We start from the raw sequence: 17,065 nt of genomic DNA, 5'->3' as shown, positions 1-17,065 counted from the left end.
GCTGGTCGATGAACTCGATGCCTATCGGAAAGAGCTGGGTGACCGTCTGGTAGTCGATGCCGCCTTTGGCCAAAACAAAGACGTGAGCAGGAGTACTACGCCTTCATCGAATGGGTGGGGGGCCACGCGGTGGCCGAGCACGGAATCACCTTCCGTCTGACTCTCGACCGCCTAGCGATGAGCTTGTGCAGAATTTCGTGTGCGGCCAGCTTATGGTTCCCCAGGCCGGCCAACTTATGCTTCCGGTCACACATAAGCAGGCCAAAACGGCCAGCTTATACTTCCCGTTTCGCGTTTCTAGCTACTGCTCATTGACCTAGCGGTGGTGTGCGCGGCGGGATCATGCGCTTGTTGCCGGTGGCTTCAAATGCGCCAGCGAAGCGCAGCAGCGCGTTGTCATCATAGGCGCGTCCCGCAAAAGTCAGCCCCACCGGCATGCCGATATCGGCCATCACCCCCATCGGCACGGTAACCGTCGGGACGCCAAGATGGCGGATGGCGAGATTGCCATTGGCTACCCAGACGCCGTTGCTCCAGGCGATGTCGGCGGAGCGCGGATTGACGTCCGCATCAGCCGGGCCGACGTCGGCCACGGTGGGGAACAGCACCGCGTCCAGCTTCAGCGCATCCATCCAGTCTTCCAGATCCAGCTTGCGGGTCTTTTCCAGACCCCGCAGACCATCCGGCACGCTTGCAATCTGGTCATAGGACTTGAGGCCCCGCTTTGCCATGTTGACGTATTCGTCCATGCCGGCGGCCAGATCCCCTTCGCGGTTGGGCAAGGTGCCCGGATCGTGCGGGAAGATCTTCGGACCATCCGCGTCAGCCAGCTTGTTGAGCTTGGGGTCGCCGTTGGCGCGCAGGAACTCATCGAAAGCCCAACCGGACAGCTCCCACAGCTCGTCATTCAGGAACTCCGGCGAGACGATGCCGCGGTTGAATACGGTGGGCGCGCCGGGACGATCGCCTTCGCAGTTGGAAACCAGCGGAAAATCCACTTCGATGACTTCCGCTCCGGCGGCTTCCAGCGCTTGACGCGCGACTTCCCAGAGCTCGATCACCGACGCGCGGGTATGAATGCGCTGTCCGGTCGGGCCGCCGATGCCCGGCTTCTCGCTGGTGCCGGCCAGTTCGTCCTTGTTGATGTACATGCGTGGTATGCCAAAGCGCTTGCCTTTGAGGATCTCGGGCTGGGCCAGCAGGTCGGAATAAGAATCTGGCCTGACTTCCGAGGCTTTGGGAATCTGCACCCACGGCTGCAGGCGCCATAGGTCGCCACGGCGAATCGGGTCGTCCGCGACGATGACGTCGAGCACTTCGAGCAAGTCCGCCATGGTGCGGGCGTAGGGCACGACAACGTCCATGGTCGGCGTCAATGGCCAGTTGCCGCGCACCGAGATGACCCCGCGGGACGGCGTATAGGCGCACAGGCCATTGTTCGAGGCCGGACCGCGGCCGCTCGACCAGGTCTCCTCGGCCATGCCGAAGGCGGCGAAGCTGGCGGCCGTAGCGGTGCCGGCACCATTGGAAGAGCCGGAGGCGAACGGCGCCGTCAGGTAGTTGGCGTTGTAGGGGCTTTCGGCGCGGCCGTAGCAGCCGCGCTGCATGCCGCCATTGGCCATGGGCGGCATATTGGTCTTGCCCAGGCAGATGGCGCCGGCTGCGCGCAGGCGCGCGATGGTGAAGGCATCGTGTTGGGCTACCAGATCCTTGAACGCCGGGCTGCCTGAAGCGGCGGTCAGCCCCTTCACCAGATAGCTGTCCTTGGCGGTGTAGGGGATGCCGTCCAGCGGGCTCAGCGTTTCGCCGCGGGCGCGGCGGGCATCGGATGCCTCGGCCTCCTTGATCGCATCCGGATTACGCACCACCACCGCATTGAGCCTGGTCTCCGTCGCGGGGCCATCGTAGGCCTCTATCCGCGCCAGATAGGCCTTGACCAGTTCAACCGCTGTCGAACGCCCGGATTCGAGCGCCGCGCGCAGCTCGGCAATGGATAGCTCGGTAACCTCGATCATGCTACTACCTCCACTAAGAAGACGGATTTCACTCCCATCGCGGTGACCGTTTCCTGCAGGCGCAGGCGGGTCAGCGCGCTCAGGCGCGGCACGGCAGCCGGCGCACGCATGGGCTGTTCTGCAATATGGCGGCTAATCTACAAGAGATAGCGTCATGCGGGAAAATGATTCATTTTGATGCACTCATTCATGCGGCGAATATCGGGGCCGCATCATGCCGTGCGCCGCCTCGTCGGACTCGATGAGGCGGCGCATCAAATCGCGCAGCCAGTGCAGCGCAGGGTTGCTATCCTGTACTGGGTGCCAGATGCAGTTAAGGTGGTAGCCTGGCAACTCTTGCGGCAACGCCACCATCTTCAACGGCCAGTAGCCCGCTATCATCGCCGCGACTTTCTTAGGCAGGATAAACAAATGATCGGTGTTGCTGACGATGGCGGCTGCGGCCATATAGCTTTGGCAGTGCACCGAAATCTTGCGCTGCAAGCCGCGCTCGGCAAGAAAATCATCCATTGGCGACCCCAGATTGCCCAGCGGCGCGTGGAAGACATGCGGCAAGGCAATCAGATCCGATAGTGTCAGCCTATCGTTCCGGAGAGGGTGGCCATGGCGCAAGATGCCGATCAGCGGCTCGTTCAGCCAGGTTTCCCGGCACAGATAGCTGGGGATGGACATGTATTCGTCAAAACCCAGCAGGAAGTCGATTTCGCCGTCGGCAAGCGCCAGTTCCGGAATGTCTTCCCGCAGGATGGTGATGTCGATATGAACGTTGGGCGCGACCTCCGCCAGTTTTTTCACCAGAGGCGGAATCAGCACGCACTCTACATAATCGGTGGTGCACAAGGTGAAGCGGCGCGCGGATGTGGCTGGGTCAAAGGCCTCCGGCTGGCTGAAATGGCTTTGCAGCAGGCTGAGCGCCTGATGGACGCCCTGTTGCAGATAGAGCGCTTTTTGCGTCGGCAGCATGCCATGCGGGGAGCGCACCAGCAGCGGGTCGTCGAAGAATGTCCGCAAGCGATTGAGCGAGTGGCTCATCGCAGGCTGGCTGACAAACAGTTTCTCTGCCGCCCGCGTGACGCTGCGCAGGCTGATCAGGGCATCCAGTGCCAGCAGCAGGTTCAGATCCAGTTGATGCAGTTTCACACCATTCACCGTATTTATGAAAGTATTCGTATTGTTCATTTGCTGAATAGTTTGGCTCTCCATAGACTGCGTCTGTCAATCACTTCGTCGTTCATTGCAGAGGAAATCTGCAGTTCCAGAACGTTGATCCGCCCGGCGAATGTGCATTGGTCGAGCCTCCGCGTCGCGCAGATCGGGAGATGTGCCGAGTCTGTCATCCGCAAATGCGCGATCTATTGAATACTTCTGATGGCATTTATCAAGCCGATGGTGATCCAAATGAACAATAAAACGCACAATAGTCTACCTGCCGCCGATGGTTTCCACATGCCGGCCGAGTGGGCTGAGCATCAGGCGGTATGGATGATCTGGCCGCAGCGCCCGGATAACTGGCGCCATGCCGGACGCGAGGCGCAACAGGCCTTTGCGGCCATCGCCAAGGCCATTTCGGCGGCCACGCCTGTGTTCATGGCTGTGCCGGAGCCGTTCATGCCACAGGCGCGCGCAGTCATGCCGGCCGAAGTCACCCTGGTCGCCATGAATAGCGATGACTGCTGGATGCGCGACAGCGGCCCGACCATGGTGATCGATCAGGCGGGCCATCTGCGCGGCGTGGACTGGAAGTTCAATGCCTGGGGCGGCCTCAATGGCGGGCTGTACCATCCCTGGGATCAGGATAGCGAAGTTGCGGGCCAGGTGTTGGCCCACCATGGCTTTGATCGCTACGCAGCCCCGCTGGTGCTGGAAGGCGGCTCGATTCATGTCGACGGCGAAGGTACGCTGCTCACCACCGCGGAATGCCTGCTCAATCCCAATCGCAATCCGGATTTGTCCAAAGCCCAGATTGAGGCCTTGCTTTCCCAGTATCTGGATGTGACGCACTTCATCTGGCTGCCGGAAGGCGTGTTCATGGATGAAACCGACGGCCACATCGACAATATGTGCTGCTTTGCCCGTCCTGGCGAGGTTGTGCTGCACTGGGTCGACGATGAGCAGGATCCGCAGTATCCGCGTTCGCAGGCCGCTTACGAAGTGCTGTCCCAAGCGCGCGACGCCAAGGGCCGCCAGCTCAAGATCCACAAGATGCTGGCTCCGGGCCCCTTGTTCTATGAGCAGGATGAAACGGCTGGCGTGGTGGCTAGCGGGCAGGCCGTGCCGCGCGAGGTTGGCGAGCGCATGGCCGCTTCTTATGTCAATTTCCTGATCAGCAACGGACAGATTATTTTCCCGCTGCTGGATGAGCGTACCGATGCCGCGGCAGCCAGCCGCTTACAGGAGATCTTCCCCGAGTACCGAATTGTCGGCGTCCCGGCGCGCGAGGTGCTGCTTGGCGGCGGCAATATCCACTGCATCACCCAGCAGATCCCGGCAGGCAAGGCTAGCTGAGGCGCTATCGTACACGGCGGGTGAATGCCCGCCGTTTCTGTTTGCCATGAGCCGAGCTCGTGCAGAGTGTTGCGTGCGGCCAGCTTATGGTTCCCAAGTGCGGCCAGCATATGGTGCCGATCGCATGTGGACGCGCCGATTGACCAGATCGTGGGCGGCTGCCAGGCGCTTGACCAACTGGCTGGCCAGGATGCTGGGGTCGATATGCTGGCTGTTCATTTCAGCCTCGCTTTGACGGATGCGCCGGTTGCTGCAACGATGCATGGCGGAATCATGGTTTGGCCTGCCTTGCGGCCTGGTCGATCAAGTTGGCCACCGCATCCGGATGGGAAAGCATGGACATGTGGCTGGAGCGAACGGTGCTGACCTTGGCGCCGATTTGCGTCGAAATGGCGTGCTGCACGGCAGGCCGCAGGGCCTGGTCGCTTTCCGTCTGCAGATACCAGCTGGGCTTGTCATGCCAGGCCGCGTGCTGCACCTTTCCGGCAAAGCTGGCTGCCGCGATGGGCTGCTGGATGGATGCGAGTTCGCGCACCTTTTTCCACGGCACATCCGCCGCCATGATCCGATGAAACTGCTGGGGGTCATCCAGCCAGATCAGGCCTTCCGAATCCGGCGCCAGGCCGCTCATGGGGGCATTGAGCCGCTGCAGCAGATCCGCCACCGACTCGCCGCTATCCGGCACCAGCGCGGAGAGATAGACAAGGCCTCGTACATTGGCGGCATTGCCCGCCTGGGTGATCACCGCTCCGGCCCAGGAATGGCCCACCAGCACCACGTCGCCGGATTGCCGGCGCAGCACGCGTTCGGTCGCCACGACGTCGTCGGCCAATGAGGTCATCGGGTTCTGTACGGCAGTGACGTGGTAGCCCATGGCCTGCAGCCTGGTAATCACCGGCGCCCAGCTGGAGCCGTCGGCGAATGCGCCATGCACCAGCACGATATTGCGCACGGTTGGGAGAGCCGACGCCGCCATGGACTGGCCGCCGGCGCACAGCAATATCACCCCTACAGCGGCAGCCAAGCGGTCCAGCCATTTGCCGGGGCGACGAATGTTTGCAGGAAATTTCATGTGGTAGCGCCTTGTTGTATTGACCGGACCTAGTCTATACCGACCCTGGCGATGCTATTAGATGGCAAAATGGACATTGTTCATGCAAAATCCGCCAATCTCCGCCCGAGCTTGAGGAGCACGCCGTGCGCATTGCAATCGTTGCCGTCGATGGCAGCTTGCTGTCTGCCATTACCGGCTTGGCCGATCTGTTCTGGATCACAAATCAGGCATTGCGCGCGCCGCCGGAAGGATCGGCGCCGGGACTCTGGCAGCAAACGAACGTGGCATTTGAAACGGCAATCGTCAGCGCGGACGGCAAAGCCATGCGCGATCCGCAGGGCAGGCTGATTCCGGTCGATGGATCATTTCTTGATTTGAGCCAGTGCGATGCCGCCCTGGCTACCGGCATGGCCCTGGGGCCGGACGGTTTGCCGCCGCTATCCGGCTCTGTCAGGCGGGCGGCAGATTGGCTGCGGGACAGCCATCGCCGAGGCGTTCAGATTGGCGCGGCGTGCGCCGGAACCTTTGTGCTGGGCGAGGCCGGCTTGCTGAATGGCCGGCGCTGCACCACCACGTGGTGGCTGCACCATGCCTTCAAGCAACGCTTTCCGAAAGCGCGCCTGGTATGGGGAACCGCAGTGGAGCAGCAGGATGGGATCACCACCACCGGGGGGCCGCTATCCTGGGTCGATCTGGCGCTGCATATGATCAGAAACCTGGCGGGCGCCGACGTCGCCAAACTGGCGGCCGATGTGTCGGTGGCCGACAGCCTGCCGCTGCAGCAGCTGGTTTACGCCCCCAGGGGATTCATCAACGCGACCGATCCCTTGCTGCTGCAGGCGGAGCAGATCATCCGCCATGCCAATCCCGGGCTGACTGCCGAAGGGCTGGCCAAAGCCCTGAATCTGAGCGACAGGACCCTGCACCGGCGGCTGAAGGGGCTGACCAACGAATCGCCCAAGGGCTTCATCACCCGGGTCAGGATAGAAACCGCCTGCGTGCTGCTGGAAACGCCGGGAGCCAGCGTCAAGCAAGTGGCGCTCAATTGCGGCTACAGCGAGGAAACCGCGTTCCGGCGCGCCTTCATCCAGCTCACCGGGATGACGCCGGCCGATTACAAGCGCTGGTCGAGTGGACGGGGCGCGGCTTCGGCCGCCGCAAGGCGGATGGCCAGCGCCGAGTAGCCGCTGATACCGCCGTTTCCCAGCCGGGACAAGACGGATGGGACTGCATCCAATCGCGCGTTCACCCTTGCCAACGCGTTCCCTTGGCCTGGCTCACCGTCGGATCGCCTGATGGTTCCTGTGGATTCCGGCGAATTCAGGTTCTGGCCGCATCCCAACCGCGGGGCGGCATGAAAAGTGCTATTCCGACTTGCGCCACGCAAGCTCTAGCGTGCCAATGGCCGAATATTGGCGCAGCAAAAAGAATAGATGACCACGCGGAACCAGTATTTTGCAAAACAACGCCAGGTGTTGTTACTGCAAGGGCAGTCCACTGAAAAATTGGATAGGGACTATCAGGCGGGACTGAAGGCTAAGACTAATGTTTTAACCGGGAGTTGACCAAGCTACCGTAGATGGCGAAGTTGAGTCGCTTAAGCGGGCAGGCTAGAAATGGAGCCTGAGTGCGGTTTTGTCTGTGGCCAGCTTATGGCTCCCAAGGGCAGTCAGCTTATCCTTTCCATTTTGCGCAGTATGATGTGTTCGTGTCCGTGCTGTTTTCTGAGATGGGCTAGCTTTGAAATTTAAGGACGCAGAGGGGAATTAAATGAGAAAGGCTTTTTTTATAGCTTTGATTGTTCTTGTTATGGTGGGCGCGTCCTGCATTGCATCTGAAAAGAAAGTGGCGAAGTTGATAGTTGATGATGGTCGGCCGTCGCTTCTTTTTTTAAAAGATTGTCGCTATGACGCATTTTATATTGAAAGCGAGAATGGGGAAATTCTGGCGAGCTTGATCTACTCTGAGGCTCTTGGTCACGGCCCCATTTTCAAACAGAATACGTTTATCCCTCTTGAAGTATTGCTAAATATCAAAATCAAGAAGAACACCATATACAACTTGTCTGGCAATGCAGAATGTTTGTCGGATCGACAGGTGCCAAGAAAGTATTTTAAGTTTTTGATAAAAGACGATGGCCAAATTGATATTCTAGGAGGTAATTGAAATCTCATGACATCTCCCAATGCTGATCTGAGAGGTGATTGGACTGCGCAAGGCTGCTGTTCGGCCCTGGTGATCGTCAGGGAGAGGGGGCGTAAATGACTGTGGTCGATTGGTAAGCAGTCATTGGTCTTCAGAAGAGCTGATACTAAAAGCCTATCTAGCAGGAGCCGATTCATACCGATTGCAACGAGGATCTCGTTGTTTGAAATAAGCTCCGCATCAGAATGTATATCACCTTGATTGCAAATTATGTAATCTTAATTTCAAGGAGGTGGTATGGGCGCATTCGAATGGCTGGTGCTGATCGCCAGCATCCGCGGCGGCAACAGCAATCCGCGAGTCAGGTTGTGGCGCCAGTTGCGCGCGCTGGGCGCGGCGGCGCTGGCCGATGGCGCCTACTTGTTGCCGGATCGGGCGGAGTTGCGGCTGCAGCTGGACAATCTGCGCGAGGAACTGATCGCCGCCGGCGGCAGCGCGCATGTCTTGCGCGTGCGGGAGGAGGCGCCCGAGCGGCAGGCGGAGTGGCGGGCGCTGTTTGACCGCAGCGACGCCTATGCGCGGTGGACGCTGGCGCAGACGGCTTTGCTGGCGGCGCTGCCGGAATCGGAAAGCGAAGCGCGGCGCGGCTTGCGCCAGCTGCGCAAGGAACTGGAGGCCATCGCGTCAACCGACTATTTCCCCGGGGAGCCGCTAGCGCGGGCGCGCCAGCGTTGCAATGACGCCGAACGCCAGCTGGCCAGGCACTACTCCCCCGGCGAGCCATTGCCGGCGGATGGCGGGATCGAACGGCTGGACCGCGCCGCATACCAGGGGCGGATCTGGGCGACGCGCGCCCGGCCCTGGGTGGATCGCGTCGCTTCGGCTTGGCTGATCCAGCGCTTCATCGATCCGGCGGCTCGCTTCCTCTGGCTGACAGATATCCGCGACTGCCCATCTGACGCGCTGGGTTTCGATTTCGACGGCGCGGCCTTCACGCATGTCGGCGAGCGGGTCACCTACGAAACGTTGCTGGCCAGTTTCGGGCTGGAGCGGAATGGCGGGTTGCTCCGATTGGGCGCGATGGTGCACGCGCTCGATGTCGGCGGCGTCATCGTGCCGGAAGCCGCCGGCTTCGAAGCCATGCTGGGCGGCGCGCGCCAACGCCTGGCGGATGACGATCAGCTGTTGGCCGAGATTTCGCAGGCGCTGGACTCGCTGTACGCCCATTTCACGCCAGCCGGCGCCAGGTTGGCCCTCTCAGGAGCCGAATCATGACAGCGTCCCCCATCGCCCCGGCCAAGTACAAGCTGTGGCAGCTGACGCGCTACTTCCTGCGGCTGGGCGCGCTGGGCTTTGGCGGCCCGGTCGCGCTGGTCGGCTATATGCACCGCGACCTGGTCGAGCGGCGCGGCTGGATCACCGAGGCCGATTACAAGGAGGGGCTCGCGTTGGCGCAGATCGCGCCGGGGCCGCTGGCGGCCCAGTTGGCGATCTATCTGGGCTATGTTCATTACCGCGTGTTGGGCGCCACCGCGGCGGGCTTCGCCTTCGTGCTGCCGTCTTTCCTGATGGTGCTGGCGCTGGGCTGGGCCTACCAGGCCTTTGGCGGCCTGCCCTGGATGCAGGCGGTGTTCTATGGCGTGGGCGCCGCGGTGATCGGCATCATGGCGATCAGCGCGCATAAGCTGGCCACCAAGAACCTGAAAAACGACCGCTTGCTGTGGGCCGTCTTCGCCGCATTGGCCTTGCTAACCATCATCACCCAGTCGGAGATCGCCTGGCTGTTCATTGCCGCCGGCGTGCTGGTTTGGCTGGCGCGCTGCCGGCCGCGGCCATCGTCCGGCACGCTGGGCGCGGCGCTGCCGCTGCCCTTATTGCCGGCCATCTCCGATCCGGGCTTGCTGCTGCAGCTGACCGTGTTTTTCGCCAAGGCCGGCGCCTTCGTCTTTGGCTCCGGCCTCGCCATCGTGCCGTTTCTGTATGGCGGCATCGTCACCGAGCATCACTGGCTGACCGACAAACAATTCGTCGACGCGGTGGCGGTAGCCATGATCACGCCGGGGCCGGTGGTGATCACCACCGGCTTCATCGGCTACCTGGTGGCGGGCTTGCCCGGCGCCTGCCTGGCGGCGCTGGCCACCTTTCTGCCGTGCTATCTGATCACGGTGCTGGCCGCGCCGCATTTCAAGAAGCACGGCAAGCGGCCGGGGCTGGTCGCTTTCGTAGACGGCATCACCGCGGCGGCGATCGGCGCCATCGCCGGCTCGGTGGCGGTGCTGGCGCAGCGCTCGCTCACGGATCTGCCTACCGCGCTGCTGGCGCTTGCGGCCGCGGCTTTGTTATGGAAACTGAAGAAGCTGCCGGAGCCGGTGATTGTCGCCGGCGCGGCGCTGCTTGGCGTCGCGCTCTTTCCGCTGACGCATCATTTTTGAGGTAATCGGCTGCGATTGCCCCTGTCTTGGGTATCGCATTCGGCGGAATGCCGAGCTTGGCCCAGGATCGGCATATGCAGGACCAGGCGATAGGCCGCGCGCAACAAGCGTTAAGGAAGGATGGCCAGTCGATGCCGGCCGCCATCCGCGCCGACGGCGAGATGTGTTCTGTCCATCCGCCGAAAATGAAACACCCCCGCCAGGGCGAGGGCGCATGCGAGGGTTGTTCGCTCAGTTGATCTGGAAAGCGTCGCGCCGATCCTCCAGCAGCCGTTCCACCAGGCTGCCGAATGCCACGCCCAGCCCTGCCCACAGTATCGCCTGGATGCCGAAGGAAGCCATCCGGAAGCGCCACAGCAGCACGGCGGAGAATTGCTCGGGGATCTCGTTCACCTCGGGCAACAGCGCCTGGGCGACGATCACCAGCGCGATGAAGGCCGCGCCGGCGATCAGCGTCGCGTCCCAGGCCCCGAAGCGGGCGATCAGCTTGCGGGCCAGGAGCACCGCGATGGCGAGCGCCGCCAGCGACACGGCTATCATCGCGAAGAACAGCGCGGTGCGGGAGCCTATGGTGCCGGGATCGCCCACCGCCGGCGGATTGGGCGGGTACTTGAGGAAGGGCACCAGCGCGAACGAGATGAAGCCCAGCAGGGCCATCAGCGCCGACAGCGCGCGGGCGCGCAGCGCGCCGATGCGGCCGTAGGCGAAGGCGAACGCCAGCGCGAACAAGCCGCCCACGGCGGTGCCGAACACGCCGACCCCGACGAACAGGCCGATGCCGGACTGGACGCCGCGGCTGACCAGTTCAGGCGTTTCGTCGTGCTGGTGTCCGCCGCTTTTCGCCATTTCCATTTTTTCCTCGAAGGCGATCGCGCCCTCGACCTGAGGCTCGCCGACGATCTTGGCAAAACCGAAAGCCAGCAAGCTGGCCAGAAAGCCCGCGATCATGCCGCGGATCAAAAGACTTCTCACCATGTCCGGCGCCTCCTTAGTGGCAGGGAAAGCCGAGCAGGTGGCGGCCGTCGTGGACGAACTCGTGCACGTACATGCTGTTGAAGATGGCGGCGGCACCTTCCTCCACGCCGACGAAGTAGATCGCCAGCAGCATCAGAATGCTGCCGAAGACTGCCCAGGGCAGCAGTTCGCGAATGGGGAGGGACACGGGCTGGATCGCCGGCGCCATGACGGGGCTTGCATGCATGAGATATCTCCTTGAGGATGACGCGTCCTGAAACGGATGGTTGGCTGGATGCGAAGGCCTGACTTTTCATGCCTGTCCGCATGGCGGATCAGGCTGATACACAGTGGCGCGACCGTGCCGGATTCGCACCGGCTTCCTCGCATCGAGACGATGTGGATTCTAGAGAGCCAAGAAAAAATGTCAAAGAACTTCAGGACGTTTTGACGGAGAGCCAAGAGCATGACGAGCCGTATCACCCTGCTGTGCGTGCCGGCGAGCCGCGCGCTGCGCGCCGGCCATTTTCCGGCGGACGATCCGCTGGAGCCGGAAGCGCTGGAACGGGCGGCGCGCCTGGCCGGTTCGCTGGCGCTGGCCGAGCTGGCGCTGCACAGTCCGGAACGATGCGCCCGACAGACCGCCGACGCGCTGGGCCGCGCGGCAGAGGAGGCCATGGCGTTGCGGGAGGTGGATCATGGCCGTTGGCGCGGCCTGTCGCTGAAAGCGATCGCGACGGCGGAGCCGGAGGCCTTGAGCGCATGGCTGTCTGACCCGGGATGTCCGGCGCCGGAGGGGGAGTCGCTGCTGGCGATGGTCGAGCGCGTCGGCCATTGGTTCGAGCATTTTCGCTGGCCGGCCGGCCACGCCCTGGTCATCGCCCATGCCAGCGCCATCAAGGCGATTCTGTTGCGGGCGTTGCGCTTGCCGCCGCAGGCGTATCGGCAGATCGACGTCGCGCCGCTGGCCCGGATCGAACTGTCCCGGCAGCAGGATCTGTGGCGCTTGCGCCTGGGGGGCGATGATTCCGCATGATGGGACGGATTTGATCTGTGTGCGCTTGCCGCGCGGTCCGGCATGGTATCGTCCTTGAATGAGAATCTTGCGCCGCGCCCTGTTGCTGCTCGTGCTGCAGCTGTCCCTTTTCGGGATGGCGGCGGCGCATGCGCCGTTGACGGGCTTGTTGCCATCCGAGGCGTGCGCGGCGATGAGCGCGTCGCGTGATTGTGCCGGGATGGCGGTCAAGCCAGCCGCGAAGCATGCGGCGATGCATGACGCGGGCGCTTGCGCTTCGACCGCCTGTGCCCAGGCCTGCCTGCCGTTGTTCATCGAGGCGTCTTTGCCCGGCGTGGCCGTTCTGGCTTGCGGCGGCGTGAGGAACGCGGCGCGTCCGGTCCTGCTTCCGGGCCCGGTCTTGCCGCCGCCTCTGCGTCCTCCCGAGTTTGCCCGGATCTGACATTTTCCCGCGCGCGGCCGCGCGCGATCGATCTGGACATCCATCTAAAGGAGGACATCATGTCCTTGCGTCATTTTCTGTTTGCGGCCGTTTTGGCCGCCGCCAGCGCATCCGCGTTGGCCGCCGTTCCCGCCACCGTCTACAAGAGCCCGAGCTGCGGCTGCTGCGAGGCTGATATCGCTTATCTGAAACAGAACGGCTTTGCCGTTGCCGCCGTCAACCGCGACGATATGCAGCAGGTGAAGAGCCAGCTCGGCGTGACGCCTGGCATGGGCAGCTGCCATACCGCCAAGGTTGGCCGCTACGTGGTGGAAGGCCATGTCCCGGCGGCCGCCATCAAGCGGCTGTTGGCCGGCAACAGCAAGCTGATCGGCATCGCCGTGCCTGGCATGCCGTTGAATTCGCCCGGCATGGGCGAGACCACGCCCGGCACGCTGCCGGTGTACGCCATGTCGGCGGATCAGAAGACCGGCGTGCTGTACGGCCGCTTCTAAGCGTTGAAACGAAAACCGCGCGCGCCAGCTGAGAAGGCGCGCGCGGTTTGGTCTGGCGTTGGGCGGCTTACTTCATTTCCCAATCGGTCACTTTTAGCACTGCGGCGTCGGCGTTTTTCAGATCGGTCTCGCCCTGGTTCAGCAGCGTGCTCCATTGCTTGACGCGGTTCTTGCCATTCGGCGGCTGGTTGTAATGATTGGTGTCGACGATCTTGCTGCGCTGGGCGTAGAAGGCGGTCATGAAGGTTTTCTCGTCGCCGCTGTTGCCGGAGCGGGACAGCAGCCCCTGCAGCGAGCCGGAATCGCCGGTGGCGCCTTGGTTCAGCGCGGTGTCGACGAAGGAGCCTATGGTCAGCGCGCTGGAGAAGCCGCGCTGGCGGGCCTGCTGCACGCTGTACTGGATATACACCTTGTAGAAGGTGTTCCACATCGCGTCGCGCCAGGCGGGATTGTTTTGCAGGCCGCCTATCTTGTCGCAGAACACCTTGGCGCTGTCGCTGATCTTCAGGATCTTGCCCTGCATGCTGCCATGCACGCCGGCGCGTGCCAGGCCGCCGGCGATGGACGGATTGGATGCGCCGCTGGAGGCGTCGAACTCCTTGAACAGCGTCGGGCCATCCGGACCTTCGTCATTGGGGCCGCCGGTGGTGGCGCCGAAAATCCCTATCGTGTAGCCGCGCTTGTCTTTGATGTCCTCGCAGTAACCGTAGAACTTGGTCCATTCCAGCGAGTCCTGCTCCGGCTTGTTCACCAGTTTCATGATGTTGTCCCACTGCTCGCCGTCCAGGCCGGTGTTGGCCTTCAGGAATTTCAGCGTGTTGGGCGGGAAGTTGGCGTCGTGGTCGGCGGCCTTGGCCTGGCCCGCGGGACGACAGCGCTTGCCGGCTTGCCAGGCCTGGCCCAGTTCCGGCGCGTTGCCTTGGGTCCAGAAGGCGGCGGCGTAGTTGACGCCGCCGCGGCTGGCGACGCTGCCGGCCGCATAGGGCGTGGCGGAGCTCCAGGCGGCGGCGCAGTCGGGCAGGCGGCTTGCCTGTTTCTCGGCGCTGCCTGCGGTGGAACCCTGGGCGGCCGCGGAGCCGGTGGCGAGGAGGACCAGTCCGGCCAGGACGGCGGATGGGAAGGAAAGGCGTTTTGCTGCGTATTCCATGGATTTTCTCCCTGTTTAGGTGGCATTGCCTAAGAGATGCTTCCTGATGAAACAGCTGAAACGATGCGCGGCGCGCGCAGCCGGCTTGGTTCGATGGCGCAGGCGCCTTGCGCGACGGCATGCAGCGGGTTGCGCGCGGGCTCATGATAAGCTTGAATAACTCAATATGAGTTATTTATATTTAATATAAATGCCATTGTGTTGTTTTGATGTCTATACGAGTTTGAGGGGCATGAAAAAAGTCGCCTGTTGGCGGCTTTGGCGCGGCGCGGGGAAGATCAGCCGCCGCGCGGGGCGTCCGGCGCCAGCACGGTTTCCGCCGCCTCGGGCAGCAGGTCCGGATAGTCGCGGCTGTAATGCAAGCCGCGGCTTTCCTTGCGCAGCAGCGCGGAGCGGACGATCAGCTCGGCGGTTTGCACCAGATTGCGCAGCTCGATCAGGTCATTGCTGACGTGGAAGTTGCTGTAATACTCGTCGATCTCGCCTCTGAGCAGGTCGATGCGGTGCAGCGCGCGCTCCAGCCGCTTGTTGGTGCGGACGATGCCGACATAGTCCCACATCGCGCGGCGCAGCTCTTCCCAGTTGTGCGAGATCACCACTTCTTCATCCGGGTCGGTGACGCGGCTGTCGTCCCAGGCCGGAATCGCCGGCAATTTGATGGCGTCCTGCGCCTGGATGTCGGCCGCCGCCGCCTTGCCTATCACCAGGCACTCCAGCAGCGAGTTGCTGGCCAGGCGGTTGGCGCCGTGCAGGCCGGTGTGGGCCACTTCGCCCACCGCGTACAGTCCGGCCACGTCGGTGCGGCCGGCCAGGTCGGTGACGATGCCGCCGCAGGTGAAGTGCACCGCCGGCACCACCGGTATCGGCTGCTGGGTGATGTCTATGCCCAACTCCAGGCAGTGGGCGTAGATATTGGGGAAGTGTTCCTTGATGAATTGCGCCGGCTTGTAGGAGATGTCCAGGTAGACGCAGTCCAGGCCGTGCTTCTTCATTTCGAAGTCGATGGCGCGGGCCACCACGTCGCGCGGGGCCAGCTCGCCGCGGGGGTCGTGCTGCGGCATGAAGCGGGTGCCGTCCGGCAGCTTCAGAATGCCGCCTTCGCCGCGCACGGCTTCGGTGATTAAGAACGACTTGGAGTGCGGGTGGTACAGGCAGGTCGGATGGAACTGCATGAATTCCATGTTGCCGACACGGCAGCCGGCGCGCCAGCCCATCGCGATGCCATCGCCGGTGGCGGTGTCCGGATTGGTGGTATAGAGGTAGACCTTCCCCGCGCCGCCGGATGCCAGGATGGTGTGCTGGGCGGCGATGGTGACGACTTCGTCGCTGTTCTTGTCCAGCGCGTATACGCCGTAGGCGCGCTTGCCGTCCTGGCCCAGCTTCTGTGAAGTGATCAGGTCTATCGCTATATAGTGTTCCAGCTCGGTGATGTTCGGATGCGCCTTGATCTTCTGGCCCAGCGTGGTGGTCACCGCGGCGCCGGTGGCGTCGGCGGCGTGGATGATGCGGCGGTGGCTGTGGCCGCCTTCGCGCGTCAGGTGGTAGCCGGTCTGGTGCTCGTCGTCGCGGGTGAAAGGCACGCCCAGCTCGATCAGCCAGTCGATCGCCTCCTTGGAGTGCTCGACGATGAAGCGGGTGGTGTCTTCATTGCACAGCCCGGCCCCGGCGATCAGCGTGTCGCGGATGTGATCCTCCACCGAGTCATCGGTATCCAGCACGGCGGCGATGCCGCCTTGGGCATAGGTGGAACTGCCTTCCAGCAGATCGCGTTTGGTGATCAAGCCCACCTTGCGCGTTTCCGCCAGGTGCAGCGCCAGCGTCATGCCGGCCAGGCCGCTGCCGATAATCAGAACATCGAATTTGAGCATATATAGAGTGTCCACGGCAGGCACATCGCGTGCCAAACGCATGGGAGCGTAGCAGAATCGCCTGGCGGCGCGTAGCTGCCGCCGCATTTCCGGCCGTCCGCCAGGTTCGACTGTGGCAGTTTTCTTGCCGCAATGGGGTAGACCTGAAATTTCTTCAGGCCCCTTTCCTTGTAAATCAGCATCTTGCGTGTTTTTCTCGAAGAAAGTTCATTTTTCTCGCAAAAGGTGTTGACGGAGGTGGGGCCCGGGCGTATAGTTCGCCTCCTCAGCTGACGCAGCGAACGAAACAGCGGAAACGAAACGGTTCCGGTGATGACGACGCAGCGGATGGCACTGCTCTTTAACAGAACGAATAACCGATAGGTGTAAGTGCTTGGCGAAAGCCGAACACTTGCACTGCAAGAGACAAGAGATACTTGTTTATTTCTTTGAACTTGCGTGCCAGAAAATTTGCTTGAGATTGAACTGAAGAGTTTGATCCTGGCTCAGATTGAACGCTGGCGGCATGCTTTACACATGCAAGTCGAACGGTAGCAGGGTGCTTGCACCGCTGACGAGTGGCGAACGGGTGAGTAATGCGTCGGAATGTACCGTGTAATGGGGGATAGCTCGGCGAAAGCCGGATTAATACCGCATACGCCCTGAGGGGGAAAGTGGGGGACCGTAAGGCCTCACGTTATACGAGCAGCCGACGTCTGATTAGCTAGTTGGTGAGGTAAGAGCTCACCAAGGCGACGATCAGTAGCGGGTCTGAGAGGATGATCCGCCACACTGGGACTGAGACACGGCCCAGACTCCTACGGGAGGCAGCAGTGGGGAATTTTGGACAATGGGCGCAAGCCTGATCCAGCCATGCCGCGTGTCTGAAGAAGGCCTTCGGGTTGTAAAGGACTTTTGTTCGGGAGGAAATCCCGCTGGTTAATACCTGGCGGGGATGACAGTACCGGAAGAATAAGCACCGGCTAACTACGTGCCAGCAGCCGCGGTAATACGT

15 protein-coding genes, 1 riboswitch and 1 other annotated feature are annotated in these 17,065 nt (G+C 62.3%); of the genes, 8 read left to right on the top strand and 7 right to left on the bottom strand.

Annotated features, from left to right (window positions below):
- Positions 1–308: 308 nt before the first annotated feature.
- Both ACY3GB_RS10455 and ACY3GB_RS10450 read right to left on the bottom strand, forming a co-directional pair.
- A complete protein-coding gene (locus ACY3GB_RS10455; RefSeq protein WP_463088673.1) occupies positions 309–2,015 on the bottom strand; it encodes an amidase in 1,707 nt (568 codons plus the stop codon).
- A 183-nt stretch (positions 2,016–2,198) separates the two neighbouring features.
- Positions 2,199–3,155, bottom strand: a complete 957-nt coding sequence (locus ACY3GB_RS10450; protein WP_463088672.1) for a LysR family transcriptional regulator — start codon at positions 3,153–3,155, stop codon at positions 2,199–2,201.
- A gap of 258 nt (positions 3,156–3,413) precedes the next feature.
- On the opposite strand from ACY3GB_RS10450, the gene aguA reads away from it, so the two are divergent.
- Positions 3,414–4,520, top strand: coding sequence for an agmatine deiminase (aguA, locus tag ACY3GB_RS10445; RefSeq protein ID WP_463088671.1), 1,107 nt, complete (start codon positions 3,414–3,416; stop codon positions 4,518–4,520).
- A 271-nt stretch (positions 4,521–4,791) separates the two neighbouring features.
- Here aguA and ACY3GB_RS10440 read toward each other — a convergent pair whose 3' ends face one another.
- Positions 4,792–5,592, bottom strand: coding sequence for an alpha/beta fold hydrolase (locus ACY3GB_RS10440; protein ID WP_463088670.1), 801 nt, complete (start codon positions 5,590–5,592; stop codon positions 4,792–4,794).
- A 125-nt stretch (positions 5,593–5,717) separates the two neighbouring features.
- Here ACY3GB_RS10440 and ACY3GB_RS10435 point away from each other — a divergent pair, with 125 nt between their 5' ends.
- From ACY3GB_RS10435 to ACY3GB_RS10420, 4 genes are all read left to right on the top strand, one after another.
- Positions 5,718–6,758: a GlxA family transcriptional regulator gene (locus ACY3GB_RS10435; protein WP_463088669.1), complete on the top strand. Its 1,041-nt coding sequence runs from the start codon at positions 5,718–5,720 to the stop codon at positions 6,756–6,758.
- Positions 6,759–7,344: 586 nt separating this feature from the next.
- The gene (locus ACY3GB_RS10430) at positions 7,345–7,740 is read left to right on the top strand and encodes a hypothetical protein (protein ID WP_463088668.1); all 396 of its coding nucleotides are present in this window, start codon (positions 7,345–7,347) and stop codon (positions 7,738–7,740) included.
- Between the two features lie 276 nt (positions 7,741–8,016).
- Complete coding sequence (locus tag ACY3GB_RS10425; RefSeq protein WP_463088667.1) at positions 8,017–8,994, top strand: chromate resistance protein ChrB domain-containing protein; 978 nt, start codon at positions 8,017–8,019, stop codon at positions 8,992–8,994.
- A complete protein-coding gene (locus ACY3GB_RS10420; protein ID WP_463088666.1) occupies positions 8,991–10,151 on the top strand; it encodes a chromate transporter in 1,161 nt (386 codons plus the stop codon). The genes ACY3GB_RS10425 and ACY3GB_RS10420 overlap by 4 nt, the downstream gene beginning before the upstream one ends.
- A gap of 231 nt (positions 10,152–10,382) precedes the next feature.
- Here ACY3GB_RS10420 and ACY3GB_RS10415 read toward each other — a convergent pair whose 3' ends face one another.
- On the bottom strand, positions 10,383–11,126 hold the full coding sequence (locus ACY3GB_RS10415; RefSeq protein WP_463088665.1) for a CbtA family protein: 744 nt from the start codon (positions 11,124–11,126) through the stop codon (positions 10,383–10,385).
- 13 nt (positions 11,127–11,139) lie between these two features.
- A complete protein-coding gene (locus ACY3GB_RS10410; protein ID WP_463088664.1) occupies positions 11,140–11,352 on the bottom strand; it encodes a CbtB domain-containing protein in 213 nt (70 codons plus the stop codon).
- 2 nt (positions 11,353–11,354) lie between these two features.
- Positions 11,355–11,516, bottom strand: a riboswitch (adenosylcobalamin (AdoCbl) riboswitch).
- A 55-nt stretch (positions 11,517–11,571) separates the two neighbouring features.
- Here ACY3GB_RS10410 and ACY3GB_RS10405 point away from each other — a divergent pair.
- From ACY3GB_RS10405 to ACY3GB_RS10395, 3 genes are all read left to right on the top strand, one after another.
- Positions 11,572–12,141 carry a histidine phosphatase family protein gene (locus ACY3GB_RS10405; protein ID WP_463088663.1) on the top strand — a complete coding sequence of 190 codons (570 nt, stop codon included), beginning with the start codon at positions 11,572–11,574 and terminating at the stop codon, positions 12,139–12,141.
- Between the two features lie 67 nt (positions 12,142–12,208).
- Positions 12,209–12,562: a hypothetical protein gene (locus tag ACY3GB_RS10400; RefSeq protein ID WP_463088662.1), complete on the top strand. Its 354-nt coding sequence runs from the start codon at positions 12,209–12,211 to the stop codon at positions 12,560–12,562.
- A 59-nt stretch (positions 12,563–12,621) separates the two neighbouring features.
- Positions 12,622–13,056 (top strand): DUF411 domain-containing protein, encoded by a 435-nt coding sequence (locus tag ACY3GB_RS10395; protein ID WP_463088661.1) that lies wholly within the window; start codon positions 12,622–12,624, stop codon positions 13,054–13,056.
- A 67-nt stretch (positions 13,057–13,123) separates the two neighbouring features.
- On the opposite strand, the gene ACY3GB_RS10390 is transcribed toward ACY3GB_RS10395, so the two are convergent.
- Together ACY3GB_RS10390 and nadB are read right to left on the bottom strand one after the other, a co-directional pair.
- Complete coding sequence (locus ACY3GB_RS10390; RefSeq protein WP_463088660.1) at positions 13,124–14,203, bottom strand: chitosanase; 1,080 nt, start codon at positions 14,201–14,203, stop codon at positions 13,124–13,126.
- 278 nt (positions 14,204–14,481) lie between these two features.
- Entirely contained in the window at positions 14,482–16,071 is a 1,590-nt protein-coding gene (nadB, locus tag ACY3GB_RS10385; RefSeq protein ID WP_463088659.1) for an L-aspartate oxidase, read from the bottom strand.
- 470 nt (positions 16,072–16,541) lie between these two features.
- Positions 16,542–17,065: a sequence feature (16S ribosomal RNA rRNA prediction is too short), on the top strand.

The organism is Chromobacterium sp. Ag138, from assembly GCF_055181315.1.
This window is presented reverse-complemented; position numbering and strand designations above follow the sequence as displayed.

Coding starts and splice junctions, on each gene's coding strand:
- ACY3GB_RS10455 (WP_463088673.1), bottom strand. CDS start 2,015: ATGATCGAGGTTACCGAGCTATCCATTGCCGAGCTGCGCGCGGCGCTC.
- aguA (WP_463088671.1), top strand. CDS start 3,414: ATGAACAATAAAACGCACAATAGTCTACCTGCCGCCGATGGTTTCCAC.
- ACY3GB_RS10440 (WP_463088670.1), bottom strand. CDS start 5,592: ATGAAATTTCCTGCAAACATTCGTCGCCCCGGCAAATGGCTGGACCGC.
- ACY3GB_RS10430 (WP_463088668.1), top strand. CDS start 7,345: ATGAGAAAGGCTTTTTTTATAGCTTTGATTGTTCTTGTTATGGTGGGC.
- ACY3GB_RS10425 (WP_463088667.1), top strand. CDS start 8,017: ATGGGCGCATTCGAATGGCTGGTGCTGATCGCCAGCATCCGCGGCGGC.
- ACY3GB_RS10420 (WP_463088666.1), top strand. CDS start 8,991: ATGACAGCGTCCCCCATCGCCCCGGCCAAGTACAAGCTGTGGCAGCTG.
- ACY3GB_RS10415 (WP_463088665.1), bottom strand. CDS start 11,126: ATGGTGAGAAGTCTTTTGATCCGCGGCATGATCGCGGGCTTTCTGGCC.
- ACY3GB_RS10410 (WP_463088664.1), bottom strand. CDS start 11,352: ATGCATGCAAGCCCCGTCATGGCGCCGGCGATCCAGCCCGTGTCCCTC.
- ACY3GB_RS10405 (WP_463088663.1), top strand. CDS start 11,572: ATGACGAGCCGTATCACCCTGCTGTGCGTGCCGGCGAGCCGCGCGCTG.
- ACY3GB_RS10395 (WP_463088661.1), top strand. CDS start 12,622: ATGTCCTTGCGTCATTTTCTGTTTGCGGCCGTTTTGGCCGCCGCCAGC.
- ACY3GB_RS10390 (WP_463088660.1), bottom strand. CDS start 14,203: ATGGAATACGCAGCAAAACGCCTTTCCTTCCCATCCGCCGTCCTGGCC.
- nadB (WP_463088659.1), bottom strand. CDS start 16,071: ATGCTCAAATTCGATGTTCTGATTATCGGCAGCGGCCTGGCCGGCATG.